Below are 25,855 nucleotides of genomic sequence, written 5' to 3' on the forward strand. Positions count from 1 at the left end.
GTGGCCGCCCGTAGCCTGATAACTGGTTTTTCCAACCCGACAGTCAAGTTTTTGCGCTCCTTGCGTGAAAAGAAACACCGCAAAGCGGCAGGCAAGTTCCTCGTCGAAGGACTTCGCCTGCTGACTGACGCGCGCGAAATGGGCCATCTGCCAGAAACGCTTGTGATGGCAACAGGGCGAGAACGGCACCCATTGCTCGATGCGCTTGAGGTCGAAGTGTTGGCGGCTGATGGCAATGTGATTGAATGCAGTTCGGAAATCCTGGCCAAGATCACTGGCAAGGATAACCCGCAGACCGTGGCCGGGTTATTTTCTGAATTCGACACGTCCCTTGCCGCCATTGATCGCTCGATCTCAAAAATCTGGTTGGTCGCCCAGGCACTGCGCGATCCTGGTAATTTGGGTACTTTGCTGCGCACGGGTGATGCGGTGGGAGCAGGCGGCCTGGTTCTCATCGACGATTGCGCCGATCCCTTTTCGGTCGAAGCGGTTCGGGCCAGTATGGGCGCAGTATTCACCCAGCGCATTGCTCAGGCGCGCTGGGAAGAGTTTCTGCCGTGGTTGCGCGCAGGTAAGGGTCAACTTGTCGCGGCAAGCCTGCGCGACGCCGCCGATTACCGGACCGCACCGTATGCGGCTCCCAGCTTCCTGCTCGTCGGCAATGAAAGCAGGGGTCTGCCCGAACAGTATGAAATGGAGTGCGATTTGCGAGTAACCATGCCCATGAAAGGACGCGCAGACAGCCTCAATGCCGCAGTAGCTAGCGCGGTGCTCGCCTATGCGGTTCTGAGCCGCTTCGAAAATTGATTACCAGCCATTAAAATGGGTAACGCGCCACTTTGCCTGGATTGCGGAAGCTGTCATTCGGTAACTCGCGATCGAACGCAAACGGTCGGTTAGCATGCATCCCGTGTGGCCGGCATGATCCCTTACTTCGACCCATTTCGCCGTTGAATCGGGATTGCCAAGCGCAGTGACGCTATCCCGGGAAATCAGCGCAATCTGTTTCCCATTCACGTGGGCTTGTTCAAGAAGCGGCTCGTCATTCGCTGAAACAATGAAGGCATTCAGCACGTCAAGGTCACCGAAGTCCTGGCTGAAATACCACGGCAAGGGAAAGGCATCCGTACCGATTGTCGCACAGCCGAGGCCGACCAGTCGATCTGGCTCATACCAAAGATTAAGCGACTGATCGGCCAAGCGCTTGCGTAGTTCCGCCTTCCCGAATCCGCCGCTAAAATCGAAATCCACTTCGTCAGCGGTCAATTCAGCAAAGCATCCGCGATGCGCGCCTTCACGGCCTTGGCCAGACAGAAGCGGAACGTTGCCGAGCTGGCAGCGACGCCACACTCTTTACGTGGCGCGAATCGGCCCTTGGGTTGCGCAGGTACGGCAGGCGCTGCGGACATCGCAGGATCAATCTCTGCTATCTGGTCGCCATTTATCTGACTAGTGCCGGTTTGATTACAGGCAAACAATCCCAACGCAAAATGGGATGAGAAAAATGCTCTCACCATGGTCTGCATATTGATGCTGACGCCCTGCCCCAAGTCCGCTGGACTTGATCAGCAGGGTTCAATCCGCATCTTCCTGTGTTGCCCGTGGATCAGGCGCTTCGCCATATCGCGGCGACGCTTCAATCGCAGCCAGATCCTCAATCTCACGTTTGCCGATTGCAATTCCCTTATCGCGAAGTTTACGCCCAGAAGTCAGGACATTCCGTTCGTAACTACCGACGAAATCGTTGTACTTTCGCACCGCACGCTCAAGCCCGGCGCCCACTCCTTTTAGATGTTCCCCGGCCGTTGCCATGCGATCATATATTTCGGCACCAAGCCGCCCGATCTCGCGCGCTTCGGCGGCAAGCGCATCCTGGCGCCATACCATCGCAACGGTCCGAGCGATTGCAACCAGGTTCGTCGGTGTCGCCAACAACACTTTGTTATGGAACGCAAAATCCCATAACTCCGGATCGTGCTCAAGCGCCGCGGCGACGAAGTGTTCGCCCGGCACGAACATCACAACATAGTCTGGCGCATCGTCGAACTGGCTCTGATAGCTTTTGGCGCCGAGCGTCTGCACATGGTTGCGCATCGACTTGGCATGGAGATCAAGATGACGCTTACGCTCGGCATCGTCAGTACTTTCGAAGGCAGCCTGATACGCGTTGAGCGAAACCTTTGCGTCGATCACCAGCTTCTTCTGGCCTGGCACGTGAACCACCGCGTCGGGCCGCAAACGTCCGTCTTCGGTATCCAGCGAATGCTCGAGATCGAAATCGGTGTGTTCGCTCAGCCCGCATTGTTCGAGCACGTTCTGGAGCGCCCGTTCGCCCCAGCGGCCCCGCGCCTTGGGCGCGTTGGTCAATGAATTGCCCAGTCTTGCTGCTTCGGCGCGCACTGCCTCTTGTCCGTCGCGCATAGAATGGATCAGCCCGGTCAACTGGCCGAACGCATCGACGCGCTGCTTTTCCAGACCCTGAACCTGTTCCTCATAACTTTTCAGCCGTTGATCGACCGGGGCAAGCAACGCCTTAATCTGCTCGGTGTTTTTGGCTTCAGAAACGGCGAGGCGCTCCTGCGCGCGGTTCAGAAAAACCTCTTGCGCCCGCTCTAAAACTCTCGCGCCGGCGTTCTCAAACTCCTTCTTGAGACTGTCCTGCGCTTCTAGCAGCAAACGCTTCTGCTCATCAAAGTGTGCGGCATTCGCCTTGAGCGTTGCGAGCTCCGCACCCAACGCGTCGCCGCGTTCGCGCACGATGGATAACTCGGCGGTCAGTAAGTCTGCCCGCTCAGCCCGTTCGCTCGCTGCCGCGAGATCACGAATCGAAGCCTTAAACCTATCGTCGAGATCCCGCGCTTCAGCTTCGCTCGCCGATAAACGCACCCGTAGATCGACAGCGGGGCGCGATCCTATGAACCAGCCGAGCATAACGCCGCCGATCAAGTTGGCTGCAATCAAAATTAACGCAAGAGTCAGTCCCATCCTGTCCTGCTAAACGGAACGGAGAGGGAACGCCAGAAACTTAATGACTTTTTTGAACGCCGGAATTGCGCGCGCCGGAATCAGGCAGCCTGACGCAGCTTCTGTAGCTTCTTGAGTGCCATCTGCCGTTTTAGACGCGAAAGATGATCAATGAAAAGAACCCCCTCAAGGTGATCCATTTCGTGCTGTAAGCATGTCGCCAGCAGCCCGTCGATGGTTTCTTCGTGCTGCTTGCCTTCGATATCCTGCCAGCGAGCGCGAATGCGCGCGGGCCGTTCAACTTCTGCATAGATTTCCGGAACCGACAGGCAGCCCTCGTTGTAGACTGCATGCTCTTCCGAAGGGTCGATAAGCTCAGGGTTGATGAAAACCCGAGGCTCTCTTTTAGTTGGCTGGTGGTGGTGGTGGTGCCCATCGTGATCACAGGCGACCGGTTCAGCGCCTTCGTCATCCGGCTGCAGGTCAATGACCAACACCCGCAGGGGAACTCCAACCTGGATTGCGGCCAAGCCGATGCCAGGGGCATCGTACATCGTCTCGAACATGTCGGCGACCAGCGTCTTTAGCGAGTCGTCAAACACGGTCACGACATCGGATACCACCTTGAGGCGGGGATCGGGGATTTCGATTATTTCGCGAATAGCCATGGCTGGCCAGATAGTGCGCCTTGGCGCGAATCTCAACCCATGGGGCGCCGAGCCCTGAGCGCCTGCGCCAATGTGCCTTCATCAAGGTAATCTAGTTCCCCGCCAACTGGCAGCCCGTGGGCAAGTTGCGTAACGCGGACGGGATAGCCTTCGACCCGTTCAGCGATGTAATGTGCGGTCGTCTGGCCTTCCAGCGTAGCGTTCATCGCCAGCACCACTTCGTCGATTCCGCCCTGCGCGACGCGCTTGATCAACGGGCCAATCGCGAGATCGTCGGGGCGGACGCCTTCAAGTGCCGAAAGTCTGCCGCCCAGCACGTGATAGCGACCGGTGAACAAACGCGCCCGGTCAAGCGCCCACAGGTCGGACACATCTTCCACCACGCACAGCGCCCGCTGGTCGCGGCGCGGGTCATTGCAAATGCTGCAAGGGTTGGTCGTATCGACATTGCCGCAGGTTGTACATTCAACGAGGCCGTCGCGTACCGCAATCAGTGCTTCGAGCAGTTGGACAAGCGAAGTTTCCCGACGCTTTATAAGCCACAGCACCGCGCGCCGCGCTGATCGTGGCCCCAACCCCGGCAAACGGGACATTACTGAGGTCAGTGTTTCGATCTCTTGCGATGCCATTGCGCCCCAGATAGGGCCGCGCATCAAGAAAGGCAAAGCAACGATGCGCGTCATTTTCATGGGTACTCCAGAATTTGCGGTTCCGACGCTCAACGCGCTGGTCATAGCTGGCCACGATGTAGTCTGCGTGTACAGCCAGCCGCCACGGCCGGCGGGACGGGGCAAACAACTGCTCGCTTCGCCGGTGCACCGCGCGGCTGAGCTCCGCGGTATTCCTGTGCGCACTCCTCACACCTTTCGCGATCTTGACCGGCAGGCCGAGTTTGCCGCACTGGAAGCCGACGTTGCCGTGGTAGCCGCCTACGGCTTGATCCTGCCTCAACCGGTGCTTGACGCCCCTCGGTATGGCTGTTTGAACGTCCACGCGAGCCTGTTACCCCGCTGGCGGGGAGCTGCCCCGATCCACCGCGCGATCCTGGCTGGCGACCCTGTGACCGGAGTGACGATAATGAAGATGGAGGCAGGGCTCGATACTGGGCCGATGCTGGCCATTGCCCGCACGCTGATTGACGACAAGACCGCGGGCGAATTAGCCGAAGAGCTGTCCGGGATTGGCGCCACTTTAATGGTCGAGGTTCTGGCCGACCTAGAAACTCGGCGCGCTGAACCGCAACCAGAACTTGGTGTTAACTACGCCAGAAAAATCGATAAAGCCGAAAGCCGTCTCGATTTCAGTCGCGCCGCTGAACACGTTGCCCGGCAGGTTCGCGCTTTTGCACCCGTGCCCGGTGCATTTTTCGAACTGGATGGTGAACGGTACCGGGTCTTGAAAGTCGAACTGGCGAACCGTGACGGTAAGGCCGGCTTGACGCTGGATGACCGGCTGACCATCGCCTGCGGCCACGGCGCAGTGCGCCCGGTACTAATCCAGCGGGCCGGGCGTCCAGTCATGGGCATCGACGAACTGTTGCGTGGACGGACTTTCCCATCCGGTACAAAACTCGCATGAAACGGTTTGCTTTGACGCTGGAGTTTGATGGCACGCCCTTTTTTGGCCTGCAACGCCAGGCGCACGGACCTAGCGTGCAACAGACAGTGGAAGAAGCAGTAAAGCGCGTCACCGGCGAACTGGTCACGCTACACGCCGCCGGACGCACGGACGCTGGCGTCCACGCGCTTGCCATGTGCGCCCATGTCGACGTGGCGAAGGAGATAGAACCATTTCGTTTGATGGAGGCGGTCAACTATCACCTTCGCCCTGCCCCGATTGCTGTGCTGACTTGTGAGGCAAAGCCGGATCATTGGCACGCACGCTTTTCATGCACGGGACGGGCCTACGAATACCGCATCGCAAACCGCCGCGCCCCGCTGACCTTGGACCGAAACCGTGCCTGGCAGGTAACACAACCGATCGACGCCAGGGCAATGAATCGGGCTGCACAATCATTGGTCGGGCGGCACGATTTCACTACATTCCGCTCAGTCCATTGCCAAGCAAGGGATCCGGTCAAAACGCTCGACAGTCTGGCGGTCCGCCGCGACGGTGATATTGTGTTAATCGAGGCAGCGGCGCGCAGTTTTCTGCACCACCAAGTCCGTTCGATGGTCGGCTGCCTGGCTTTGGTGGGCATGGGCCGATGGAGCGAGGATCAGGTCGGTGAAGCACTGGCCGCGAAGAGCCGGCAAGTGTTAGGTCTCAATGCGCCTAGCAAGGGACTTTATTTCGTCAGGGCGCTTTACCCTGACGAATGACTGCCTAGGTTGCATTTCGAAACAGATTCGGGAGACAACCTATGACATTCAGCGGCAAGCAGCTCACCACCCAGCTCGACGCGGACGGCACGCTGACCGTCCAGCTCAACGACAAGACCTGGGATGCGCCCAAGCCCGGCCAAGTCCTGATCAAGGTTGAGGCAACACCGATCAACCCATCGGATCTAGGGCTGCTGTTCGCTAGCGCCGATACCGACAATGCAGAATATGCGCCGGGAAAGGTCGTGGCACAGATGCCCGACAATGCCACCCGCGCAATGAAGGCGCGCCACGGCATGGCTATGCCGGCGGGCAACGAAGCGGCGGGTATCGTCGTCGCTGCTGGCGAAGGCGCCGAAGACCTGATGGGCAAGCGCGTCGCCTGCGTGCCCGGGACCGCCTATGGCAGCTATGCCTTTGCCGAAGCAGCCATGTGCATGCCAGTGGGCGATGATGTCAGCGCCGAGCAGGCCGCCAGTTCCTTCGTCAATCCGATGACCGCGCTCGGTTTTGTCGAAACGATGAAGCTGGAAGGCTTCACCGGCATCGTCCATGCTGCCGCCGCGTCTAATCTGGGGCAAATGCTGGTAAAGATCTGCAAGGCAGATGGAGTCCCCCTCGTCAATATCGTGCGCAGCGCAGAGCAGGTCAAATTGCTCAAGGACCTGGGTGCCACCTACGTACTTGATATGACCGACGCCGATTTCATGGCGCAGCTGATCGACGCGATCGGAGAAACCAAGGCAATGATCGGGTTCGACCCGATCGGCGGCGGCACGCTGGCTGGCCAGATCCTGACCGCGATGGAAGCCGCTGCCAGCCGCGGCGCCGCCTTCAGCCGCTATGGCTCAAGCGAGGCCAAGAAGGTTTATATCTACGGCGCGCTCGACCTTGGGCCGACAATCCTCAATCGGGCTTTTGGCCTCACCTGGGATTTGGCAGGTTGGCTGCTTACGCCGTTCATGGCGAAGGCCGGGATGGAAGTAGTCGGGCGCATGCGCAACCGGGTCGCAAGTGAACTGACCACAACCTTTGCAAGCCATTATAAAGCACGCGTCAGCCTCGAAGACATGCTGTCTCAATCGGCCGTCAGCGAATACAATGCCCGCCGAACCGGGGAGAAATATCTGGTCGAGCCTAACGGCTGACTTTTTTCGAAATAGCAGGGAACCTCTGTGCAATGATGCACGTTTGCATTGTCAAGCGCCGCATCCGCGCATCAATGCATCGAGGACCCGTCACATGGCTAGCGCAGCGAAATCAAAGCTCACCGACCACTTCACTGACACAAAGACATTGCGAGCGCAGGCCCGCAAGAACGTGGAAGATGGCGCAGTCACCGCCAACTTTCCTGAGGATCGTGAAACGATCATCGGTAAGCTGAACGAATCTTTGGCGACCGAATGGGTGTGCGTGCTGCGCTACATGCGTCACTATCACACCGCTTCGGGTCTGGTTTCAGAACCGATCAAGGAACACTTCCTTGAACATGCTAAGGCTGAACAGGCTCACGCTACTGCTTTGGCCGAACGCATTGTGCAGCTGGGCGGTGAACCTGACCTCAATCCCGACAACCTGACCAAGAAGAGCCACGCCGAATACAAAGAAGGCAAGACGCTCAAAGAAATGGTCACGGAAGATCTTGTGGCCGAACGCATCGCGGTCGAAGCATACCGCGAGCTAGTCCAATACCTTGGAGACCGCGATCCTACAACGCGCAAGCTGGTCGAGCACATCCTCGAACAGGAAGAAGAGCATGCGGACGAGTTTTCCGACCTTCTTGAAGGTTGGGAGGGAGAATAATTTCTTTATCCCCAAATGGGGCGGGCTTCCTAATTGGAGCGTCCGCCCCGTTTTTTCGAACGTAAGGTTCAAAGCGTCAACAGTGTTATGAAGCGATCGGATACCTTCGAGACAGCTTAGCAAGGTGAATTAAACACACGCCTGGACCGTATACCACCCGTCGCGTTTTGCTGGAATGCTTGAAATACGTCGCCGGCCAGCGGTATTGGCGAAATCCGGGCCGATGCCTCACGATTGAGCCATGCGCAATTAAATGAAGCGGAAGAAGGTGACGACCGCGATCTGGCTGAACTGACTGAGGATTATCGGGCTCTACTGATCAGATTGCCGCACTTGCGCGTTTAGCGCGGCTGCTGTTTGCTATCGCGCCAGCCGGCTTGCCGCAGATGCGTCAGCGCGCCGCCATCTAGTTCTTGCCAACGACGCTTTCAGGTAATTCAGTTCCGAATACTCGCTGATAATATTCCGCAACCAGCATGCGTTCAGTCTCGTCGCACTTGTTCAGGAACGAGAGGCGAAACGCGAACCCGGGATCTTTGAAGATTGCCGTATTCTGCGCCCAAGTGATGACGGTGCGCGGGCTCATGACAGTGGAAATATCACCGTTGATAAACCCTTGGCGGGTCAAGTCGGCGACCTTGACCATATTGCTGACGAGCTCAGCAGGCGATCCTTGGACCTTATTTAGGACAATTTCGCTTTCGACTGCGGCGGGCAAATAGTTAAGGCCGACTACAATGTTCCAACGGTCCATCTGCCCCTGGTTGATCGCCTGGGTACCATGATAAAGCCCGCTGGTATCACCCAGGCCCACCGTGTTTGCGGTGGCGAACAAGCGGAACCATGGGTTGGGACGGATCACCCGATTTTGATCTAGCAAGGTAAGCTTGCCCTCGGTTTCCAGCACCCGCTGAATCACAAACATCACATCAGGGCGGCCTGCATCATACTCGTCAAAAACCAACGCAACCGGATGCTGCAGCGCCCAAGGCAGCAGCCCCTCACGAAACTCAGTTACTTGCAACCCGTCGCGCAGCACGATCGCGTCGCGACCAATCAGGTCTATTCGACTGATGTGAGCGTCTAGATTAATGCGGATGCAGGGCCATTTGAGCCGCGCTGCAACCTGTTCGATATGGGTCGATTTGCCTGTACCATGATAGCCCTGCACCATGACGCGGCGGTTGAAGGCAAAACCGGCCAGGATCGCCAGGGTCGTATCAGGATCGAAGACGTAACTCTCGTCCAGATCGGGCACGCGCTCATCGGCTACGCTGAAGGCCGGAACCTTCATGTCGATATCGATACCGAAGGTCTCGCGCACATCAACCTCTCGGTCGGGAGCAGCGAGCGCTGTGGTGTTGCGGGGATCGAACGAGGGGTCTTGGGTCTGGGTCATCGCGCAATCCGCCTATACGGGCCGCGCCGCTGCTGCAATAAGGTTTCGGTTGCAGATCGCGACTCAATGCACGCACCTCACCGGAGAGGACACGATGATCAAGATTTTCGGATTTCCGCTCTCGCCTTTCGTTCGAAAGGTTCACCTGGTTGCGGCTGAAAAGGGCATTCCGATCGAAATGGTACTTGGCCAGCCCGGCAAGCCCTCAGCCGAGTTTCTTGCAGCTAGCCCATTCGGCAAGATCCCGGCCATGCAAGACAGAGATTTTGCCCTGTCTGATTCTACCGCGATCGTCACCTATCTAGATGCCCTGCATCCGGCCCCATCAATTACCCCGGGCGACGCACAGTTACGCGCCCGCGCCATCTGGTTTGAAGAGTTTGCCGATACGATACTTATCGCATCGGGAGGGAAGGTTTTGTTCAACCGCTTTGTAGGGCCCAAGCTGCTGGGTCTGCCTGGAGACGAAGCCATGGCGGAACAAGGCCTAAAGGAACTTGAGCCGATCCTCGCTTATCTTGAAGCGCAATGCAGTGACGGCTGGCTGACCGGCGGCGATTTCAGCATCGGCGACATGGCTGTTGCAGCTACGCTACGCTCGCTCGGATACATCGGTCTTGAGCCTGACGCAGCGGCGCATCCCCGAACCACTGCGTGGTATGACAGAGTACGAGCGCGTCCTTCGTGGGGCGTGGTCGCCCAGCGAGAGGCGGCGGTAATGGAACGCGCGTTGGCTCGCTGAATCATTGGGCGGGTAGCTCTGTGGCGGACCGTCTACGTTGGCAGCACTGATGCGCTGACGACGTTCGCTTTGCAGCGGATAGGGCGCGCGTGCGGATCTGCGGAACTTGGAACTATATCGCCAGCGAAGCTTTATCTGCTTACCATCCGATTGGATGGAACAGAGATCAAGCGGCGCATGGAAGGCGCGGCTTTGGACTTCTCCGGAAAGCGGGTCGACGCGTTCGTTCGGGGCGTCGATCGACCCGGTGCCATAGTCGCGCCTATACCCGGCTCCGGATGCGCACTGCAGCCACTTCTTGACCTATTTCGAAGACGCGTATCCGGCGAGCGAGGACCATACCTCGTTATGCATGAACACGGTGCGCCAACTAGCGCGATATTTTAGTATCTGAAGCTCAGAAACGCCGCCCCGCAGTATAACCGCGGAGCGGCGAATATGTCATTGCAAATGGTGCAATTAGAAGCGGAAGCCGACGCCCGCAACGACCTGGTTGCGGTTCACGCCGTTACCATAGTCCGAATAACGGTATTCTACCTTCGCCGACATCGTATCCGAGAACTTGTGTTCGACCCCGGCGCCGACGCGATAGCCGTCTTCGTCAGTAGAACTGGAAACGACAGTGGTGCCGGTGGTGGCATCAGCCTTGAATTGAGCATTGGTATAGCCGCCCTTGAAGTACAGCAGAGTGTCCCGGGCATCGCCTACAGCTACGCCAACACGCGCTCCGGCATAAATGTCACGACCGGTTTTGAGGCAATAGGTCGTGGTAGTGATAGTCTGGCAATCCTTGGCCGTAGAACCGGTCAGTTCGCTGTCCAAGCCAAGTACGACACTTCCAGTGTCATAATCGAAACCAAGGCCCCCACCATAGACGACCCCATCCTTGCTATAGTCGGTGCCAGGGGCGATACCGTCCTTGATCTTGACCTGGTCCCAACCAGCGATCGCGTCGACGTGGGCACCGGTCCAGCTGCCCGCATCCTGAGCCATCGCGGCGGCGGGGGCAAAGGCGGCAAATGCCGCACCGATCATGAGAAACTTTTTCATATTCTTATCTCCAATTAGACGGACTTGATACCGTCAACGCCCGATATGCCTTCACTATGACGCGACATTCGTTTCTTATGTCGGCAGATCGGCCGTTGGCAGCAGGTGGGCTCAAGAACATGAACTGCCGCTGTCAGTTCCCAACTGATACAATTCTTGGTTTTGAAGTGTTGCACTCTCGCAACAATGTTACCGATTGAATCCGCTGAGACGATTGAATCGACCGATGAACCGCTCTTGACCTATACCGACCGGTTGGTATGTTTTGTGCGTGATTCCGAACCGTCCCTTTCGACCGGCTCCGACCAATGCACGCGAGCGGCTACTTGAGTCGGCACTCAGATTGGTGCGTGAACAGGGCTTCGCCGCAACGTCCGTCGATCAGCTTTGCAAAGCATCGCAAGTGACAAAGGGCGCATTTTTTCATCACTTCGCTTCGAAGGAGGCGCTTGGCGTTGCTCTTGCCGAGTATTGGTCGGCCAGTACCGGAAGCTTTTTCGCTGAGGCTCCATACCATCATTATGACAAGGCGATTGACCGTGTGCTTGGTTACATCGACTTGCGGATCTTGCTGCTGAGCGGCCCTCCCGAAGCATTCAGCTGCGTGGCAGGGACGATGCTGCAAGAAGGCTTTCGAACAAGCGCGCCGATCCGGAAGGCTTGTGAGGCAAGCATCATGGCCAACGCACGGGCGGTAGAAGGCGATTTGGCTGCAGCGTTGGCGGAAGCCGGAATGTCTGTTGATCAAGCGCCAAGCCTTTCGCGTCACATCCAGACGGTGATTCAGGGCGCATTTATCCTAGCGAAGTCGCAGGAACCTTGTTCAGCAGCAGGAATGGCCAGCGAAGCTTTGGCACACCTGCGCCGCTATTTTGAAATGCTGTTGGCGGTAAATGCCCAGGGCAAGCCATGTTCTGATGAATAGTTTCAATCTTGCCACCAGCCGAAGAGGAGATCGCACAATGAGCTATTTCGATATCATGGTCTACCCTGCGACGATTTCAAAGAAAGACGAAATTATCGACTTCGCGCAGCGCATGGACACCATTTTCATGGAATATGGCGCAATGCGGATAGTCGAGACGTGGAGTGACGATGTCCCCCATGGGACAACGACCGACTATTTCCGCGCGGTCGCTGCCGGCGAAGGCGAAGCTGTAGCGGTCGGGTTAATCGAATGGCCGGACAAAGCGACCCGTGACGCCGGATTTGCCCAAATGCATAATGACGAGCGCATGCAAGGACCGATGCCGTTCGATGGCAAACGTATGATCTTCGGCGGGTTCTCTCCGTTCCTTGATCTCAAAGCTTGAGGAGCAATCCCATGACCAACTTGCAAGGAAGCTGGATTTGGTATGAATTAATGACCCCGGATTCAGCAGGTGCAAAGCGATTTTACGAAGCTGTCGTCGGCTGGTCGTTTGTGGCCCCGGCGCCGCATACCAACGGTTACGGATTTCTGAGCAATTCCGATGGCGGAATGACAGGCGGCTATCTGCAACTTTCGGACGATATGGTTGCAGAGGGGGCACGGCCATGCTGGCTTGGCTATCTGGGTGTTGACGATGTCGATTCGTCGGTATCATCAATTATTTCGGCTGGCGGGTCGGTGATCCTGTCGCCCCGGGATGTCCCGATGGCCGGACGGATCGCCATGGTCGCTGATTGTTGCGGGGCCCCGTTCTATATTATGACTCCTACCGCGCCTCCGGACGGCGGCGTCAGCAATGCTTTTTCCGCCGGTCGCAACCCCGGGCGGTGCGGTTGGAACGAGTTGATGGCCGGGAATGCGGCAAACGCGACCGAGTTCTATATCAGTCAGTTCAATTGGGACCTGCCCGATGCAATGGACATGGGCCCGATGGGCTCTTACCAGTTCGTTTCGCATGACGGCGTTACGATCGGCGCGATCATGCAAAAACCGGAACAGGTGCCCGCTGCGATGTGGCACCATTATTTCTGGGTGCAAAGTATAGCTGCAACCAGGACAGCTATCGAGGCAGGCGGCGGCATTATCATCAATGGCCCAATGCAGGTTCCGGGCGACGACTGGATCGTTCAGGCAATCGATCCGCAGGGCGCAATGGTCTCGTTTGTGGGAGGGGAATGAGGTGACGGAATATACGTTTTTTACCAACCCGATGAGCCGCGGACAGATCGCCCGGTGGGCGCTGCATGAAGTCGGCGTCGACTATGATCAGCAGCTTGTCGATTTTTCGCAAAAGACGGGCGCGTTTCTTGCTGTCAATCCAATGGGCAAAGTACCGGCCTTGGTTCATCACAGCGCAACCGGTGACAAGGTTATTACCGAATGTGCCGCGATTTGCACCTACCTGGGCGAGGCGCATCCCGAAGCCAGCCTGGGCCCCTCCGCCGATGAAAGCGCGGCCTATTACCGCTGGCTGTTCTTTGCTGCGGGGCCCGTCGAACAGGCGGTCATTGTCCGATCAATGGGTTGGGATTTGCCGAAAGAGCGCGAAGGCATGGCCGGCTGGGGCAGCTATGAGCGAACGATCGCCGCGCTAGAGGGTCATTTCGAAGGGAACAATTATGTCTGCGGAAGCCGTTTCACTATGGCTGACGTTTATGTTGGCAGCCAGGTCGATTGGGGCCTGACCTTCGGATCGATCCCTCCCAACGAAGCCTTTGTTGCCTATGCCGAACGGTTACAGGCACGCGCTGCGTACAAGGCTGCTAAGGCCATAGACAACGCTTTGATCGAGGAGTCGCGAAATTGACCTCTGCAACCTTGTGCCTATGGTACGATGGATGTGCAGAAGATGCGGCAAAGTTTTATGCCGCCACCTTCCCAGATAGCGCTGTGGGAGCGGTCCATCGCGCGCCAGGCGATTTTCCCGGCGGGAAGCAGGGCGATGTCCTGACGGTCGATTTCACAGTTCTTGGCCTCGCGTGCATGGGACTAAATGGTGGACCAATCTTCCCACATACTGAGGCCTTCAGTTTTCAAATTGCGACTGACAGCCAAGAGGAAACCGATCGCTACTGGAATGCGATTGTGGGCAATGAAGGCAAGGCAAGCGATTGCGGCTGGTGCAAGGACAAGTGGGGTCTGTCATGGCAAATCACCCCGCGTGTTCTGACTGACGGGATGACTCACGATGACCCCGCTGTACGTGCGCGCGTTTTCGCAGAGATGATGAAAATGCAAAAAATCGATCATGCCGCCATCGAAGCTGCATTCTTAGGATGACGGGATGTTGACGCTTTTTGGCCATCCCTTTTCGTCTTACACGTGGAAAGCGTTGATCGCGCTTTATGCTAATGCAACACCGTTTGTGTTCCGCGAATTGAGGACGGGAAATATTCAAACCGACGCCTTCGTTGCTTCAGCAGGGCCAAGCGGACAATTTCCGGTTCTGCGCGATGGTGACATAACTGTCTTTGAAGCAACGTCGATCGTCGAGCATCTTCATCGGCATCACCCTGGCCCCTCGCCTCTGCTGCCCAAAGATGAGGCCACCGCAATCCGCGTGCGCATGTGGGACCGGGTGTTCGATCTGCATGTAATGAACGTTATGCAACAAGCGGTTTCCCGCCAGATTAGTGAGCCGGAAATTGATCCTAGTGAAGCACGCTCAGAAGTGCGCGATCAGCTCCACCGGTCCTATCGCTGGATTGAAAAATGGCTGGCCGGTTATATCCAGCGCGATAAAGTAACATTAATTGAATGCGCCGCCGCGCCCAGCCTGTTTTACGCCGATTGGGTTATTCCTGTTCCCTGCGATTGCCCCCGCGTGAAAGCGTGGCGTGAGCATTTGCTTGCGCTGCCGCCTGTGGCTCGCTGCGTCGAGGAGGCGCGACCCTACCGTCACCTTTTTCCGCTAGGCGCGCCTGATCGCGATTGAAAGGCGATTCCAAGATGTACGAATTGTCCGTCAGTCTCCTGATTGATGCAGACCCAGCCAAAGTCTGGGATATCCTCACCAACCAGACAGACGAATGGTGGTGCCCTAAGCCGTGGCGCGCCGAAGTTAACTGGGGGCCGCGTATCGCTGGAGGCCGGACCCACACCACCATGTACGGCCCAAATGGGGAAAGAGAAGAACATCCTGGCTTCATCCTTGCTTGGGATGAAGGGCGCCGCATTGCAGTCACCGATGCCATCGAAGGCGATCTGGAACCAGCCGGCCCTTTCATGCTCGGGATCTGGGAGATCATCCCAGAGCGCAGTGGGACACGCTATACCGGCCGGGCCCGGCATTGGACGCCTGAATCAATGGCCCATCACAAGGAAATGGGATTTGACGAAGGCTGGGGCGTTATGGCTGATCAGTTCAAAGCCCTATGCGAATCCGCCTGATCAAGCAAAGGCGGACGCTTTTCTCAACAACTGGTAGGCTGCTATCACATCCTGCAGTCGCTGCTCGTGACTGCGATCCCCGCCGTTTCGATCGGGATGCAGCCGGTGAACCAGTTCGGAATAGCGTAGGCGCAGCGCCCGTCGGTCGGCATCGAGCGGCAAGCCAAGCGCGTCAAGCGCTCGCCGCTCATCAGGAGTCACGGCGCGGCCATCGGGCCTCTGGGTGGGACGGCGCATTCGGGCACGTGCGGCAATTGCTTCCAGTGGATCGGCAAAATCCGCCCAGCGCGGCACTTCATCGATCCCTGCGGTAGGACTGAATGCCCGGGTCTGGCGGTCCCAGCCATGAATAGGCGACTGAGCAGCCTGGATTTCTTCGGATGTCATCCCGTCAAACCAATCGTAACCAGCATTGAACTCGCGTATATGATCGAGACAAAACCAGCGGTAATTGCCTGGTCCATCAAAACCAGGCGCGCGTTCTCCAGGCGCGCGAAATTCGCCCGGTTCGCCGCAGCCAGGCCAGTCGCAAGGCCGGCGGCTGTTATTGACCCGGCCATGAAATCTATCGTGCTTCACCGCTTCCACATGGCGATGGAACGACTAGAAGGGAAGAGATGACAGATTTTCTTGCCGCTGAAATGGAACGCCTTCTTACCAAGGCTTTCGCACCCATTCGTCTAATCGTAAGCAATGAAAGCGCCAACCACCTTGGCCATTCAGGCGATGACGGGTCGGGCGAAAGTCACTTTGCAGTCGAGATCGAAAGCAGCGTTTTCAGTGGCGTCACGCGTCTCCAGCGGCAACGAATGGTCAATGCCGCATTGGGCGATATTCCAGGCGGACGGGTCCACGCCCTTGCAATCAAGGCCCGCGCGCCGGAAGATCCGGCATGACAATCGTAGCTACCATCTTGCCAGTCACCCATGACTTGGGCGCGTTCCAGGTGCGCCGGGTGTTGCCCAATCCGCAAAGGGTCATGGTCGGACCATTCATTTTCGTAGACGAATTCGGACCAGCGATTATCCCAGCAGGTCAGGCGATGGATGTGCGCCCTCATCCGCACATCGGCTTGGCCACCGTTACCTGGCTTTTCGAAGGCGCTATCGATCATCGCGACAGCCTGGGCAATTTTGCCACGATTCGTCCGGGCCAGGTCAACCTTATGACCGCGGGGCAAGGAATCGTCCATTCCGAACGCGGGCTGACGGCAGAGCGAGAAAATGCCAAGCCGATCTATGGCATGCAAACTTGGCTTGCCTTGCCAGATGGACAGGAAGACATCGCTCCGGCGTTTGAAAGTCATGCTGATTTGCCTCTGGTAGACGATGGCAGTGCTTCGGCGCGCATTATGATGGGCAGCCTGTGGGGCCGCACCTCTCCTACCACGCAGCACGCCGCCACAATTTACGCTGAGATTATTCTCGCACCCGGGGGATCAATTCCGATCGATGACGAAGCGGACGAACGGGCCGTCATGCTGGTCGGCGGCGAGGCTAGCATCGACGGGGTCTATCTTGAACTTTTTGCGCTTTCCGTGCTGGCGCCGGGCATGGTTGCCAAACTTAAAACCTCAACAGGCGGGCGAGTGATTCTGCTGGGAGGGGAAGCATTTGCCACCCCGCGCCATGTCTGGTGGAACTTCGTGCATTCTGCGCGCGAGCGGATCAATCAGGCCAAGCGCGACTGGACCGAAGGACGTTTTCCTCTTGTGCCCGGCGACATTGATGATTTCATTCCCCTGCCACAGCGGCCGTTGACCAGCAGCGATCGATAAAAGAATGCGAGAGAGGACTAGGCATGACATTTTCAGGACAGGCCGCATGGATCACCGGTGCCTCATCGGGTATTGGTGAAGCGCTGGCAAAGGGGCTTGCCAAGCAAGGAGCCCGCCTAATCCTGTCAGGGCGCAATGTCGCTTCGCTTGAGGAAGTTGCGGCCGTGTGCACTACGGATTGTCTGATCCTGCCGTTCGAAACGACCGACTTTGCAGCAATACCGCCTTTGGTTGAGCGGGCTGAAGCATGGTCGGGCGGAATCGACCTGTTGGTCAACAACGCGGGGATTTCACAGCGCAGTCTGGCCGCAGATACGGACTTTTCAGTCTATGAACGGATAATCGCGGTTGACTTGCTTGCGCCGATCGCCCTGACTCAGGCCGTTCTTCCCGGGATGCTTGCGCGCGGCAACGGGCGCATTGCGATGATCAGCTCGATTGCCGGGAAGGTCGGGGTGCCGATGCGCACCGGGTATTGCGCCGCCAAGTTCGGGCTCGCCGGATACGGGGATGCATTGCGCGCTGAGGTCGGCCACCTTGGCCTGAACGTACACAACATTTATCCGGGATCGGTGCGCACCGATGTTTCACGCAACGCGTTGACTTCGGACGGATCGAAGCGCGGCGTTTCGGACAAGGTGATCGACAACGGTATCAAGCCCGAGGTCGCCATTGCCCGCATCATCGAAGGCATGGCCGCAGGCGCGCGCGAAATAATCATTGCCGAAGGGGCTGAACTCGCCATGGGCGAAGCCCGCCGCATGCCCGATGATCTGATCGACCAGATCGGCGCATTCATGCAAGCCGGTTATGTTCAACGGATGAACCAGGGTGCTGAATGATGGAGCAGCAGCGCGTCAAACTGGCCAACGGAATCGAACTCGACGTGGTCGATGAGGGCCCGCGCGACTCTGCGGCGATCATTTTCCTGCACGGCTTTCCCGAAAGCCACCGAACTTGGCGCCACCAAATTGCCCACCTCTCGGACCGCTATCGCTGTATCGCTCCCGACCAGCGGGGCTATCGCGGATCGTCCAAACCGCAGGATGTTGAAAGCTACACGCCGGATAAGCTAATTGGCGACGTGTTCCTGCTTGCCGACGCACTGGGCGTTGACCGGTTCACTATCGTTGGCCACGATTGGGGCGGCGCGATCGCGTGGGGCGTGGCGCTGGCCGGACAAGGCAGCCGGATCGCCCGCGCTGTCATCGCAAATGCGCCTCACCCTGTCGGCTTTACCCGCTTGGTCTGGGAAAACCGCCAACAGCGCGAGGCTAGCCAGTATTTCCGAGCCTTTCGCGACACCGAGAATGATGACCTTGTCCGCAACCACGGCTTGGCCGGCATGCTGCTAAAGGCCTTCGAAGGCCGGTTCGGAACCGATGATAAAATGGAGCCAGCAGAGCGCGCCCAACTGCTGAAGGATTGGGAGGACCGGGACGCCGCATTCGGGATGCTGAATTGGTACCGCGCCAGCCCGGCCTATGTGCCGACACTGGACGAGCCTTATGAGATGCCCGCAAATCGCGCACTGCCTCCACTTCCCCCGCTTACAATCCCGACACTTGTGATATGGGCGCTGGAAGACATCGCCCTGCCGCCGGAAAACCTTGATGGCCTCGATGCGATGGTGACCGACATGACCTTGGTGCGCGTACCCGAATGTGGTCACTTTGTCCCGTGGGAAGCTCCAGCCGTTGTCAACGCTGCCATGGACGTGTTCCTTGACCGAACCGACGCCTAAACCAGCTCCGAAAGGGGGGATTGGCGCGGCCGTTGCGGCTGCCAATGAAAATGCCCGGCGTTCGCTGCTCCGCAATCACAACGGGGGATATGCGGAAGTCAGCAATCTCGAATTGTTCTTTGATCTCGTCTTCGTTTTCGCCATCACGCAGCTGTCCCATTTTTTGCTCGGCCGCCTCACCCCGTCGGGCGCCTTGCAAACCGCAATCCTGTTCGCAGCGGTCTGGTGGGCGTGGATGTACACGACTTGGGCGACCAATTGGATTAACCCGGATCGAGCGATGAACCGGCTGATGCTCGGCTCGGTCATGCTGGCATCAATGATCATGTCCGCCGCGATCCCGCAATCCTTTGGCAGCGCAGCCATTCCTTTCGCAGCATCCTACGTTGCGGTTCAAATCGGTCGCAGTCTTTACGTCTGGTGGACGATGGAGCGTGATGCGTACGGTGCCGGACTCAACCAGCTTCGCATCACTGCATGGTTTGTGGCATCATTGCCGTTCTGGATGTTCGGTGCACTGACAGGAACTATCCAAACACAGATAACCGCTTGGGTGGCTGCCCTTGCCATTGAATACGCCGGTCCGTTTCTGATGTTTCGCACACCGGGACTGGGGCGGTCCAGTCACAAGGACTGGATAATTTCCGGCAATCACATGTCAGAACGTTGCGGATTGTTTATTATTATCGCCCTTGGCGAGGGTTTGATTATCTCCGGCGCCACTTACGCCCAAGCGCCAGCACAAGCCGGATTGAACCTGGCCTTGATCAATGCGTTTGTCGGTTCGTTCGCTATGTGGTGGCTTTATTTCGACATCGGCGCCCGGCGTGGCGCACGGCACATAGAACATCACGCCATGCCGGGTCTCATTGCCCGCGAAGCCTTTACCTATTGGCACATTCCGATCGTGGCGGGAATCGTTGTCCTTGCAGTTGGCGATGAACTGATGCTCGCTCACCCGCTTGATCAATCGCATGCCGACTTCGTCGCTGTCGTAATTGGCGGCGCTGCGCTGTTTGTTGGCGGGCTGGCCGCATTCAAGCGCATTTCGAGCGGGAACCCATGGTATCCGGCATCTCACGCCTATGGCCTTATCGTTCTGGCAGCGATCGGCGCGTGGGGCTTGTTGCAACATCCGTCGCACTTGGCGTTGATGGGCGCGACAACACTGCTGTTCGGGGCAATTTCTGTTTGGGAATGGGTAAGTTTCCATGGCGGCTGGCTGGAGCGGATGGAAAATCGCAACATGTGGCTGGGCAAGATTTTGCGCGCACGGATCGAAAAACGCCGTTCTCAGCGTTTGGCCAAAGAAGCAACGAACGCAGCAAGTCGCGAGGCCTAAACTGTTCTGTTACTGCCACCCCAGCCGATCCACGCGCCGTGCGGATGGGCACGGGTCACAATTACTGGTTCTTCCCCGCCCGGCCAGTAGCGAACTACCATTTCGTGAACATGCATGACCCGGTTTGCCTCCAGCGCGACCCAGGCAAGCGGGCGGTCGTGTGTCGCCGTTTTGCCTGCCTGCTCAATCGCATACGTAACTCGCGCTTGCTGGTCGGCAGGGACGTACTGCCAAACGATTGAGTGCATCAGCATCCGCGTTGTTCCGCCAGCTTGAGGTTTGGCGAGTTCGGCTTCAACAAAGTCGGCGGCGTTCATCGCCACAAGGTCGGGCCGCATTCGACCTGCCTCTCTGATTGCCGCCTCCATTCGTTCAAAGCGCACGGTATGTTCTGGCCAGATGTATGCCTTCAGCCGCAGCGCTTCGCCAGGATCGGTCAAATCGACTGGGGCCACGTCGCAACCTTTGGCGGATACGATGGATATCGGCTGACTGGGCGGCGCGCCTCCTTCCCATTCAGGTGCGAAGCGGATTGCACCGGGTTCCGGTCCGACTTGAACACCGCCCAAGTCATAATGATACCGATCGAGCATCAGGTTGATCCCGGCGCTTGATCCGATTTCCAGGCATTCGAATAGCGGAGGTAAGCCTTTTTCCGCCAGCCACAGCATAGCTGCAATAAAATTGGATGAGCGTCCCGCTTCGTTTGTCTGGGGCGGGCCGTCCAGCCATGGCATAAGCTCTGTCTCAAAAGCTCTAACGGCGGCCGCAACAATTGCCGGATCGTCCAGCCCGGCCCGGTTGGTATAGATTTGGGACAGATTGTCATCCCTGCCCTTCAAATGAAGGGAATGGATACCGCCCGCAAGTCGTAGCGGCAAAGCGTCGGCAAGCGGTGCACCCGGCCAGCTTCGGACGATATCAAAAAGTTTACCCGGCTCACCACGCGCTATCAGATCACGCAAGGCTGCGACGATCCGGGCTGTGACGGGCGCATTGGCCGCGGTGCAATAGGTCACCTGATTGTCGAATGCCGCAGTGACAACACCGTCACCCGTTGCGTTGATGTCGATGAATTTGTAGTCCGTAACCATCACGGTCTCCTGCCTAGCGCGCGAGCATAGGTACCCTGAAAGCTGCACCTTGGTGCTGCACTGCACAAGGAAAATCCGGTACTTGCCTTGCCCTTTCGCTGCCGTGGCCGTAAGGGCTGCGCGCTATGTCCAGCGCGCTGATCTTTGCCGTGCCCAAGGGCCGCATCCTTGATGAAGCCTTGCCTCTGATGGCAAGCGCCGGAATCATCCCCGAAGCCGGTTTTAGCGACAAGAGTAACCGCGCACTATCATTTGCCTGCGAGGGATCAGATACCCGGATTATCCGCGTCCGCGCGTTCGACGTCGCCACCTTTGTGGCCCACGGCGCCGCCCAGCTGGGCATCGTCGGTTCAGACGTAGTTGAAGAGTTTGCTTATTCCGATCTCTACGCCCCGGTCGATCTCGATATCGGCCATTGCCGTCTTTCAGTGGCTGAACCGGTGGCAAACAGTGCAGCAAATCCACGGGCCAGCCATCTTCGGGTTGCCAGCAAGTATCCAAACCTCACCCGCCGTCACTTTGAAGGTATGGGTGTGCAGGCTGAAGTGGTGAAGTTGAACGGCGCGATGGAACTGGCTCCTGGCCTGGGCCTTGCTAGTCGGATCGTCGATTTGGTTTCGACCGGGCGGACGCTCAAAGACAACGGCTTGGTGGAAACCAGTCGTATCCTCGACGTATCCGCCCGCCTTATTGTCAATCGCGCCGCGCTGAAAACCGACGAACGTGTTGGCCAACTGGTCGCTGCGTTCCGATCCCTTGTTGGCGAAGCAAGGGCCGCCTGATGCATCGACTCAACACTCGCGATCCCGGATTTGAACTAGCGTTCCGCCGCCTGGTTACGGATCGCCGCGAAAGCAGCGACGATGTGGCACGCGATGTAGAAGTGATTCTGGCCGATGTCCGCAACAGAGGGGATGCGGCTGTCGCTGATCTTACCGCGCGTTTCGATGGTCACACCCTGTTGAGCGATGCCGATTGGACCATAACGCCCCAGGCTTGCCGCGAAGCGTTTGAGGATTTGAAGCCGGACCTTCGCGCCGCTCTTGAACTGGCCGCGGAACGGATCCGTGCATATCACGAGAGCCAACGCCCGGCCGATCGCGACGAGACCGACAAACAAGGTGTGCGCATGGGTGCGCGCTGGCTGCCGGTTGATGCAGCGGGCTTATACGTTCCAGGGGGGCGTGCGGCCTACCCCTCGTCGCTCCTGATGAATGCCATCCCGGCCAAAGTCGCCGGAGTCGAGCGGTTGGTAGTCGTCACTCCTGCGTCCAAGGGCCAGGTCAATTCGCTGGTTTTGGCCGCCGCTCACTTGGCCGGAGTAGACGAGGTTTGGCGTATCGGCGGCGCACAGGCCGTGGCGGCGCTGGCCTATGGGACCCAGCGGATCAACGCTGTCGATGTAATCGTTGGTCCGGGAAATGCCTGGGTGGCTGAGGCCAAGCGACAGCTTTACGGTGTTGTCGGGATCGACATGGTCGCCGGGCCTAGTGAAATCTTGCTCATTGCCGATGGCCGGAATGATCCGGAATGGACCGCTGCCGACTTGCTCAGCCAAGCCGAACATGATCCTTCTGCGCAGTCGATCCTGATTACTGATGATCCTTTGTTCGCCGATATGGTAGCGGACCGTATCGGCGTCGAATTGGCAATGTTGCCGACCGCGCGTGTCGCGGCAGAAAGCTGGAACACGCACGGCACGATCATCGAGGTGGCCACTCTGGACGAAGCCCCGGCCCTGGCAAACGCCCTCGCCGCCGAACACGTCCAGATCGCGACCGATGATGCCGAAGCGCTGTTCCGCAAGATCCGCCATGCTGGATCTGTCTTCCTTGGCCGCATGTCTCCCGAAGCCGTTGGTGATTATGTCGCAGGGCCTAACCACGTCCTCCCGACCGGGCGCCGTGCGCGATTTTCCTCCGGATTGTCTGTGCTTGATTTTATGAAGCGCACCAGTTTCATTGAGCTTGATGTCGCGGCTCTCAAAGCCATTGGCCCCGCCGCGATCGAGTTGGCCGATGCTGAAGGTCTGGCTGCGCACGCCCGCTCGATCGAAGTAAGGCTTGGCATATGAAGCCATCATCGCAAAAGCGCGCCGCGGCGCGTCTCGCCGCCGTTCAGGCACTTTATCAGCTGGCGATGGAATCGACCCCGATGGCCTCGCTGCTGGACGAGTTTCACCGTCATCGCTTGGGCGCAGAGATCGAAGGTGATCAGTACGCAGATGCCGAAGTCGCGTTCTTCGACGCGATCGTTCAGGGCGTTTTCGCCCGTTATGAAGAGATCGACGCACTTCTTGAGGAGCGTTTGGCAGAAGGATGGAAGCTTGAGCGACTGGACCGGACAATGCACCAGATACTTCGCGCTGGTACATGGGAACTGATGGCCCGTCCCGATATTCCGACCGCGACTGCAATTAGTGAGTATGTAGATGTCGCCCATGCCTTTTTCGAAGTGCGAGAGGCTAAGTTCGTTAATGGCGTGCTCGACGCTGTATCCAAGGCGGTGCGCTGAGCGCCGAGCGCGCCTTCATCGAAGCTTTGCGGGTGCTGGCCACGCATCCCGCTGCGCGCGGGCTAGCAGACGATTGCGCGGTGCTGGAAGTTGGCGATGAAACACTGGTTCTCACGCACGATACTCTGGTCGAGGGTATCCATTTTCTGCCTGGTCAGGATCCCGCCGACGTCGCTTGGAAACTAGTAGCCACAAATCTGTCCGACCTGGCTGCAAAGGGGGCCCAGCCCGTCGGTGTGCTGCTTAGTTACCAGCTCGCCCACAATGATGCGCGGTTTGTGGCTGGCTTGAATGAGGTGCTGGGACACTACGATGTCCCGCTTCTGGGCGGCGATACAGTCGCTCCATCCGGACCACAGGTTCTGGGATTAACGGCGATAGGCCGGGCCACATTTCGTCCCGTTCCGTCCCGGAGCGGGTCGCAGGTGGGAGACTCATTATGGATTACTGGTCCAGTTGGCGCGTCGATGCTCGGTCTTGAAGCCATACGAGCAGGATCGGGGGATAGTCTTTCTTATCGGCGACCTGAAGCCTTGCTTGGGCAAGGGATCGCCCTTGCGCCATATGTCACCGCCATGATGGACGTGTCGGACGGACTCCTGCTTGACGCAAGCCGGATGGCATCGGCCAGCGGCGTAAACTTTGCGATTGATCGCGACGCCGTGCCCATCGCCTGCCCTGAGAGCCGTCGCGACGAAGCTATACGTTGGGGCGATGACTATCAATTATTGTTCACTTTGCCCGCTGATAGCGAATGTCCCATTGCTGCGCGATGCATCGGCAATGTTAATCCATTTGGCGGGTCTGCGTTGTTACTTGACGGAGATGTTCCGACTGGATCGCTCGGCTACGAGCATTAGAGGGCCGAGCAATCAACGCCGCGCTGTTGCAGCACCGGCTTCAGCGCAAGGTAGGCCTTACGCGTTCTATGATTGGGAATACCCGGATAGAGGTGGTGGATCATGTGGGTTTCCATGCCCATCGACAGCACATGGCCAAGCCGACTCTTAAAAATATTGGCCTGCTCGTAACGTCCAGTCTTGCCTTCACGCGGGTGGTGCGGCGCCCACGACAAATAGAACCGAATATAGCTGAGCCCGATGTGGCGTGGCAGCCACCAGAGCAGCCCTGCCTCAATTGCGTAACCACTCCATGCCATGGTGAACAGCACCGCCATAAAGACCAACTGCAGAAGCATTGTTTCCTTGAGCGCGCGGGCCGCTTCAGGCGTCCCCATGCCAGCAAGAATGCGTTTGTAGTGATGGATCGACCCATCGACACCGGGCTGACGATTGTACCAGGTTTTGTACCACGCCCACAGCGCATTCGGCGCCTCGTCGGTGTAGTCGGGATCCTTGACCGGATCGTTGCAATGATAGTGATGTTCCAGGTGCATCATCCGCGCCATCGAGAACGGAAAAACGATCGGAATGGTAGATACGGCGCCGACCGCTTCGTTCAGCCAACGATTCTTTTCCCCCGGACGGCCGATATTCGAATGCATCGCCTCATGGCTCGTCACGTATCCGCCGGTAGCAAAAATGCAGGACAGCACAAAACCCACAGTCAGATTGAGCTCGCCCATGATCGCTAGCGGGAAGAATGCTAACCAGACGGCGAAGCAGCTGAACGCGGCGACGGCGTAGGGCCACATCGCTCCGCCATGGAACTCCTTGGCAATAGCCATTTCTTCCTTGAGCAGGTCACGCCTTGTGTGCCGGTCGAGCCCCTCAGGTCCAAGCGGCAGCGCTGGAAGATCGCCCCCCCGATCTAGGTAAGGCCTTGCAACCTCAGGGTTCAGGAGGACCGGATCGGCCTCACTCATAGCCAGCGCCCCCGCACTACGGTCAGCAGTCCCCACGGAGCGCCGATTAGCAGGCCGAACAGGATCGGACTGATCCCAGCGGGCGCCGGAATATCCAGGCGTTGCATGATCTGCGCAATCAGCGGCGCGATAAACCCAATCCCGAACAGAAGGGGCATCCAGCTAAAAAGCCCACGTACTGCTGCCTGCATTTCATTAAGCCCTAGCAAATCAAGTATAGTAATCTCTCATAAACCGTGATGCGCGGCAAGCATGGTGCAGGGCAAATCAGAGATCGTCTGTTTCGAAACG

33 protein-coding genes and 1 pseudogene are annotated in these 25,855 nt (G+C 58.0%); 23 read left to right on the plus strand and 11 right to left on the minus strand.

The window, feature by feature from the left end; translation table 11 throughout:
* Entirely contained in the window at positions 1-807 is an 807-nt protein-coding gene (locus Q0L62_RS14030) for an RNA methyltransferase (protein ID WP_296681149.1), read from the plus strand.
* On the opposite strand, the gene Q0L62_RS14035 is transcribed toward Q0L62_RS14030, so the two are convergent.
* From Q0L62_RS14035 to recR, 5 genes are all read right to left on the minus strand, one after another.
* A complete protein-coding gene (locus tag Q0L62_RS14035) occupies positions 808-1,251 on the minus strand; it encodes a hypothetical protein (protein WP_296681152.1) in 444 nt (147 codons plus the stop codon).
* Between the two features lie 11 nt (positions 1,252-1,262).
* A complete protein-coding gene (locus tag Q0L62_RS14040; RefSeq protein ID WP_296681155.1) occupies positions 1,263-1,550 on the minus strand; it encodes a hypothetical protein in 288 nt (95 codons plus the stop codon).
* 25 nt (positions 1,551-1,575) lie between these two features.
* On the minus strand, positions 1,576-2,979 hold the full coding sequence (locus tag Q0L62_RS14045) for a DNA recombination protein RmuC (RefSeq protein ID WP_296681361.1): 1,404 nt from the start codon (positions 2,977-2,979) through the stop codon (positions 1,576-1,578).
* A gap of 86 nt (positions 2,980-3,065) precedes the next feature.
* Positions 3,066-3,632 (minus strand): peptide deformylase, encoded by a 567-nt coding sequence (gene def, locus Q0L62_RS14050; protein WP_296681158.1) that lies wholly within the window; start codon positions 3,630-3,632, stop codon positions 3,066-3,068.
* Between the two features lie 32 nt (positions 3,633-3,664).
* Entirely contained in the window at positions 3,665-4,261 is a 597-nt protein-coding gene (gene recR / locus Q0L62_RS14055; RefSeq protein WP_296681161.1) for a recombination mediator RecR, read from the minus strand.
* A 43-nt stretch (positions 4,262-4,304) separates the two neighbouring features.
* Here recR and fmt point away from each other — a divergent pair, with 43 nt between their 5' ends.
* The 4 genes from fmt to Q0L62_RS14075 all read left to right on the plus strand — a co-directional run bounded on the left by fmt (position 4,305) and on the right by Q0L62_RS14075 (position 7,756).
* Positions 4,305-5,210 carry a methionyl-tRNA formyltransferase gene (gene fmt, locus Q0L62_RS14060; RefSeq protein WP_296681164.1) on the plus strand — a complete coding sequence of 302 codons (906 nt, stop codon included), beginning with the start codon at positions 4,305-4,307 and terminating at the stop codon, positions 5,208-5,210.
* Positions 5,207-5,953, plus strand: coding sequence for a tRNA pseudouridine(38-40) synthase TruA (truA, locus tag Q0L62_RS14065; protein ID WP_296681167.1), 747 nt, complete (start codon positions 5,207-5,209; stop codon positions 5,951-5,953). The genes fmt and truA overlap by 4 nt, the downstream gene beginning before the upstream one ends.
* Positions 5,954-5,994: 41 nt before the next feature.
* Complete coding sequence (locus Q0L62_RS14070) at positions 5,995-7,101, plus strand: zinc-binding dehydrogenase (RefSeq protein ID WP_296681170.1); 1,107 nt, start codon at positions 5,995-5,997, stop codon at positions 7,099-7,101.
* 94 nt (positions 7,102-7,195) lie between these two features.
* A complete protein-coding gene (locus Q0L62_RS14075) occupies positions 7,196-7,756 on the plus strand; it encodes a ferritin-like domain-containing protein (protein ID WP_296681172.1) in 561 nt (186 codons plus the stop codon).
* A 406-nt stretch (positions 7,757-8,162) separates the two neighbouring features.
* On the opposite strand, the gene cobS is transcribed toward Q0L62_RS14075, so the two are convergent.
* The gene (gene cobS, locus Q0L62_RS14080; RefSeq protein WP_296681176.1) at positions 8,163-9,155 is read right to left on the minus strand and encodes a cobaltochelatase subunit CobS; all 993 of its coding nucleotides are present in this window, start codon (positions 9,153-9,155) and stop codon (positions 8,163-8,165) included.
* 94 nt (positions 9,156-9,249) lie between these two features.
* Between cobS and Q0L62_RS14085 the strand changes: the two genes are divergently transcribed.
* Complete coding sequence (locus Q0L62_RS14085) at positions 9,250-9,897, plus strand: glutathione S-transferase family protein (protein ID WP_296681179.1); 648 nt, start codon at positions 9,250-9,252, stop codon at positions 9,895-9,897.
* Positions 9,898-10,356: 459 nt separating this feature from the next.
* Here Q0L62_RS14085 and Q0L62_RS14090 read toward each other — a convergent pair whose 3' ends face one another.
* Positions 10,357-10,947 (minus strand): porin family protein, encoded by a 591-nt coding sequence (locus Q0L62_RS14090; RefSeq protein WP_296681182.1) that lies wholly within the window; start codon positions 10,945-10,947, stop codon positions 10,357-10,359.
* A 271-nt stretch (positions 10,948-11,218) separates the two neighbouring features.
* Here Q0L62_RS14090 and Q0L62_RS14095 point away from each other — a divergent pair.
* From Q0L62_RS14095 to Q0L62_RS14130, 8 genes and pseudogenes are all read left to right on the plus strand, one after another.
* Positions 11,219-11,386: pseudogene (locus Q0L62_RS14095) on the plus strand (TetR/AcrR family transcriptional regulator); the annotation flags it as partial.
* Between the two features lie 129 nt (positions 11,387-11,515).
* Positions 11,516-11,872, plus strand: coding sequence for a hypothetical protein (locus Q0L62_RS14100; RefSeq protein WP_296681366.1), 357 nt, complete (start codon positions 11,516-11,518; stop codon positions 11,870-11,872).
* 37 nt (positions 11,873-11,909) lie between these two features.
* Positions 11,910-12,260, plus strand: a complete 351-nt coding sequence (locus Q0L62_RS14105; protein ID WP_296681184.1) for a DUF1428 domain-containing protein — start codon at positions 11,910-11,912, stop codon at positions 12,258-12,260.
* 11 nt (positions 12,261-12,271) lie between these two features.
* Positions 12,272-13,057 carry a VOC family protein gene (locus Q0L62_RS14110; protein ID WP_296681187.1) on the plus strand — a complete coding sequence of 262 codons (786 nt, stop codon included), beginning with the start codon at positions 12,272-12,274 and terminating at the stop codon, positions 13,055-13,057.
* A gap of 1 nt (position 13,058) precedes the next feature.
* Entirely contained in the window at positions 13,059-13,685 is a 627-nt protein-coding gene (locus Q0L62_RS14115; protein WP_296681190.1) for a glutathione S-transferase family protein, read from the plus strand.
* Entirely contained in the window at positions 13,682-14,158 is a 477-nt protein-coding gene (locus Q0L62_RS14120; protein WP_296681193.1) for a VOC family protein, read from the plus strand. The genes Q0L62_RS14115 and Q0L62_RS14120 overlap by 4 nt, the downstream gene beginning before the upstream one ends.
* Positions 14,159-14,162: 4 nt before the next feature.
* Positions 14,163-14,813 carry a glutathione S-transferase family protein gene (locus Q0L62_RS14125; protein ID WP_296681197.1) on the plus strand — a complete coding sequence of 217 codons (651 nt, stop codon included), beginning with the start codon at positions 14,163-14,165 and terminating at the stop codon, positions 14,811-14,813.
* Positions 14,814-14,827: 14 nt separating this feature from the next.
* Entirely contained in the window at positions 14,828-15,268 is a 441-nt protein-coding gene (locus Q0L62_RS14130) for an SRPBCC domain-containing protein (RefSeq protein WP_296681200.1), read from the plus strand.
* On the opposite strand, the gene Q0L62_RS14135 is transcribed toward Q0L62_RS14130, so the two are convergent.
* Positions 15,269-15,847 carry a J domain-containing protein gene (locus Q0L62_RS14135; RefSeq protein WP_296681203.1) on the minus strand — a complete coding sequence of 193 codons (579 nt, stop codon included), beginning with the start codon at positions 15,845-15,847 and terminating at the stop codon, positions 15,269-15,271.
* A gap of 38 nt (positions 15,848-15,885) precedes the next feature.
* On the opposite strand from Q0L62_RS14135, the gene Q0L62_RS14140 reads away from it, so the two are divergent.
* From Q0L62_RS14140 to Q0L62_RS14160, 5 genes are read left to right on the plus strand one after another with little or no spacing between them, the layout of a single operon-like run.
* Positions 15,886-16,164, plus strand: a complete 279-nt coding sequence (locus tag Q0L62_RS14140) for a BolA family transcriptional regulator (RefSeq protein ID WP_296681206.1) — start codon at positions 15,886-15,888, stop codon at positions 16,162-16,164.
* Positions 16,161-17,045, plus strand: a complete 885-nt coding sequence (locus Q0L62_RS14145) for a pirin family protein (protein WP_296681209.1) — start codon at positions 16,161-16,163, stop codon at positions 17,043-17,045. Before Q0L62_RS14140 ends, Q0L62_RS14145 begins: the two co-directional genes overlap by 4 nt.
* A 23-nt stretch (positions 17,046-17,068) precedes the next feature.
* Positions 17,069-17,887, plus strand: a complete 819-nt coding sequence (locus tag Q0L62_RS14150) for an SDR family NAD(P)-dependent oxidoreductase (protein WP_296681211.1) — start codon at positions 17,069-17,071, stop codon at positions 17,885-17,887.
* Positions 17,884-18,789 (plus strand): alpha/beta fold hydrolase, encoded by a 906-nt coding sequence (locus tag Q0L62_RS14155; protein WP_296681214.1) that lies wholly within the window; start codon positions 17,884-17,886, stop codon positions 18,787-18,789. The genes Q0L62_RS14150 and Q0L62_RS14155 overlap by 4 nt, the downstream gene beginning before the upstream one ends.
* The gene (locus Q0L62_RS14160; RefSeq protein WP_296681215.1) at positions 18,770-20,131 is read left to right on the plus strand and encodes a low temperature requirement protein A; all 1,362 of its coding nucleotides are present in this window, start codon (positions 18,770-18,772) and stop codon (positions 20,129-20,131) included. Before Q0L62_RS14155 ends, Q0L62_RS14160 begins: the two co-directional genes overlap by 20 nt.
* On the opposite strand, the gene Q0L62_RS14165 is transcribed toward Q0L62_RS14160, so the two are convergent.
* Positions 20,128-21,225, minus strand: coding sequence for a DUF2332 domain-containing protein (locus Q0L62_RS14165; protein WP_296681218.1), 1,098 nt, complete (start codon positions 21,223-21,225; stop codon positions 20,128-20,130). The genes Q0L62_RS14160 and Q0L62_RS14165 overlap by 4 nt on opposite strands.
* 125 nt (positions 21,226-21,350) lie before the next feature.
* On the opposite strand from Q0L62_RS14165, the gene hisG reads away from it, so the two are divergent.
* The 4 genes from hisG to thiL are packed head-to-tail and all read left to right on the plus strand — an operon-like array spanning position 21,351 to position 24,599.
* Positions 21,351-22,007, plus strand: coding sequence for an ATP phosphoribosyltransferase (gene hisG, locus Q0L62_RS14170; RefSeq protein WP_296681220.1), 657 nt, complete (start codon positions 21,351-21,353; stop codon positions 22,005-22,007).
* The gene (gene hisD, locus Q0L62_RS14175; protein WP_296681223.1) at positions 22,007-23,299 is read left to right on the plus strand and encodes a histidinol dehydrogenase; all 1,293 of its coding nucleotides are present in this window, start codon (positions 22,007-22,009) and stop codon (positions 23,297-23,299) included. The genes hisG and hisD overlap by 1 nt, the downstream gene beginning before the upstream one ends.
* Positions 23,296-23,739 carry a transcription antitermination factor NusB gene (gene nusB, locus Q0L62_RS14180; protein WP_296681225.1) on the plus strand — a complete coding sequence of 148 codons (444 nt, stop codon included), beginning with the start codon at positions 23,296-23,298 and terminating at the stop codon, positions 23,737-23,739. The genes hisD and nusB overlap by 4 nt, the downstream gene beginning before the upstream one ends.
* Positions 23,736-24,599 (plus strand): thiamine-phosphate kinase, encoded by an 864-nt coding sequence (gene thiL, locus Q0L62_RS14185; RefSeq protein WP_296681363.1) that lies wholly within the window; start codon positions 23,736-23,738, stop codon positions 24,597-24,599. Before nusB ends, thiL begins: the two co-directional genes overlap by 4 nt.
* Here the strand turns inward: thiL and Q0L62_RS14190 are convergent.
* Positions 24,596-25,564, minus strand: coding sequence for a fatty acid desaturase (locus Q0L62_RS14190; protein WP_296681228.1), 969 nt, complete (start codon positions 25,562-25,564; stop codon positions 24,596-24,598). The genes thiL and Q0L62_RS14190 overlap by 4 nt on opposite strands.
* Positions 25,561-25,722 (minus strand): hypothetical protein, encoded by a 162-nt coding sequence (locus tag Q0L62_RS14195; protein ID WP_296681233.1) that lies wholly within the window; start codon positions 25,720-25,722, stop codon positions 25,561-25,563. Before Q0L62_RS14195 ends, Q0L62_RS14190 begins: the two co-directional genes overlap by 4 nt.
* Between the last annotated feature and the right edge of the window lie 133 nt (positions 25,723-25,855).

The organism is Novosphingobium sp. (genome assembly GCF_024642085.1).
Taxonomy (GTDB): Bacteria; Pseudomonadota; Alphaproteobacteria; order Sphingomonadales; family Sphingomonadaceae; genus Novosphingobium.

Bases quoted from the DNA above. Each gene is read 5' to 3' on its own strand.
- Q0L62_RS14155 (WP_296681214.1), top strand. From the start codon at position 17,884: ATGATGGAGCAGCAGCGCGTCAAACTGGCCAACGGAATCGAACTCGAC.
- hisD (WP_296681223.1), top strand. From the start codon at position 22,007: ATGCATCGACTCAACACTCGCGATCCCGGATTTGAACTAGCGTTCCGC.
- Q0L62_RS14190 (WP_296681228.1), bottom strand. From the start codon at position 25,564: ATGAGTGAGGCCGATCCGGTCCTCCTGAACCCTGAGGTTGCAAGGCCT.
- nusB (WP_296681225.1), top strand. From the start codon at position 23,296: ATGAAGCCATCATCGCAAAAGCGCGCCGCGGCGCGTCTCGCCGCCGTT.
- hisG (WP_296681220.1), top strand. From the start codon at position 21,351: ATGTCCAGCGCGCTGATCTTTGCCGTGCCCAAGGGCCGCATCCTTGAT.
- cobS (WP_296681176.1), bottom strand. From the start codon at position 9,155: ATGACCCAGACCCAAGACCCCTCGTTCGATCCCCGCAACACCACAGCG.
- Q0L62_RS14140 (WP_296681206.1), top strand. From the start codon at position 15,886: ATGACAGATTTTCTTGCCGCTGAAATGGAACGCCTTCTTACCAAGGCT.
- Q0L62_RS14150 (WP_296681211.1), top strand. From the start codon at position 17,069: ATGACATTTTCAGGACAGGCCGCATGGATCACCGGTGCCTCATCGGGT.
- Q0L62_RS14130 (WP_296681200.1), top strand. From the start codon at position 14,828: ATGTACGAATTGTCCGTCAGTCTCCTGATTGATGCAGACCCAGCCAAA.
- Q0L62_RS14125 (WP_296681197.1), top strand. From the start codon at position 14,163: ATGTTGACGCTTTTTGGCCATCCCTTTTCGTCTTACACGTGGAAAGCG.
- Q0L62_RS14090 (WP_296681182.1), bottom strand. From the start codon at position 10,947: ATGAAAAAGTTTCTCATGATCGGTGCGGCATTTGCCGCCTTTGCCCCC.
- Q0L62_RS14070 (WP_296681170.1), top strand. From the start codon at position 5,995: ATGACATTCAGCGGCAAGCAGCTCACCACCCAGCTCGACGCGGACGGC.
- def (WP_296681158.1), bottom strand. From the start codon at position 3,632: ATGGCTATTCGCGAAATAATCGAAATCCCCGATCCCCGCCTCAAGGTG.
- fmt (WP_296681164.1), top strand. From the start codon at position 4,305: ATGCGCGTCATTTTCATGGGTACTCCAGAATTTGCGGTTCCGACGCTC.
- Q0L62_RS14085 (WP_296681179.1), top strand. From the start codon at position 9,250: ATGATCAAGATTTTCGGATTTCCGCTCTCGCCTTTCGTTCGAAAGGTT.
- Q0L62_RS14075 (WP_296681172.1), top strand. From the start codon at position 7,196: ATGGCTAGCGCAGCGAAATCAAAGCTCACCGACCACTTCACTGACACA.
- Q0L62_RS14110 (WP_296681187.1), top strand. From the start codon at position 12,272: ATGACCAACTTGCAAGGAAGCTGGATTTGGTATGAATTAATGACCCCG.
- Q0L62_RS14145 (WP_296681209.1), top strand. From the start codon at position 16,161: ATGACAATCGTAGCTACCATCTTGCCAGTCACCCATGACTTGGGCGCG.
- Q0L62_RS14195 (WP_296681233.1), bottom strand. From the start codon at position 25,722: ATGCCCCTTCTGTTCGGGATTGGGTTTATCGCGCCGCTGATTGCGCAG.
- truA (WP_296681167.1), top strand. From the start codon at position 5,207: ATGAAACGGTTTGCTTTGACGCTGGAGTTTGATGGCACGCCCTTTTTT.
- Q0L62_RS14105 (WP_296681184.1), top strand. From the start codon at position 11,910: ATGAGCTATTTCGATATCATGGTCTACCCTGCGACGATTTCAAAGAAA.
- recR (WP_296681161.1), bottom strand. From the start codon at position 4,261: ATGGCATCGCAAGAGATCGAAACACTGACCTCAGTAATGTCCCGTTTG.
- Q0L62_RS14165 (WP_296681218.1), bottom strand. From the start codon at position 21,225: ATGGTTACGGACTACAAATTCATCGACATCAACGCAACGGGTGACGGT.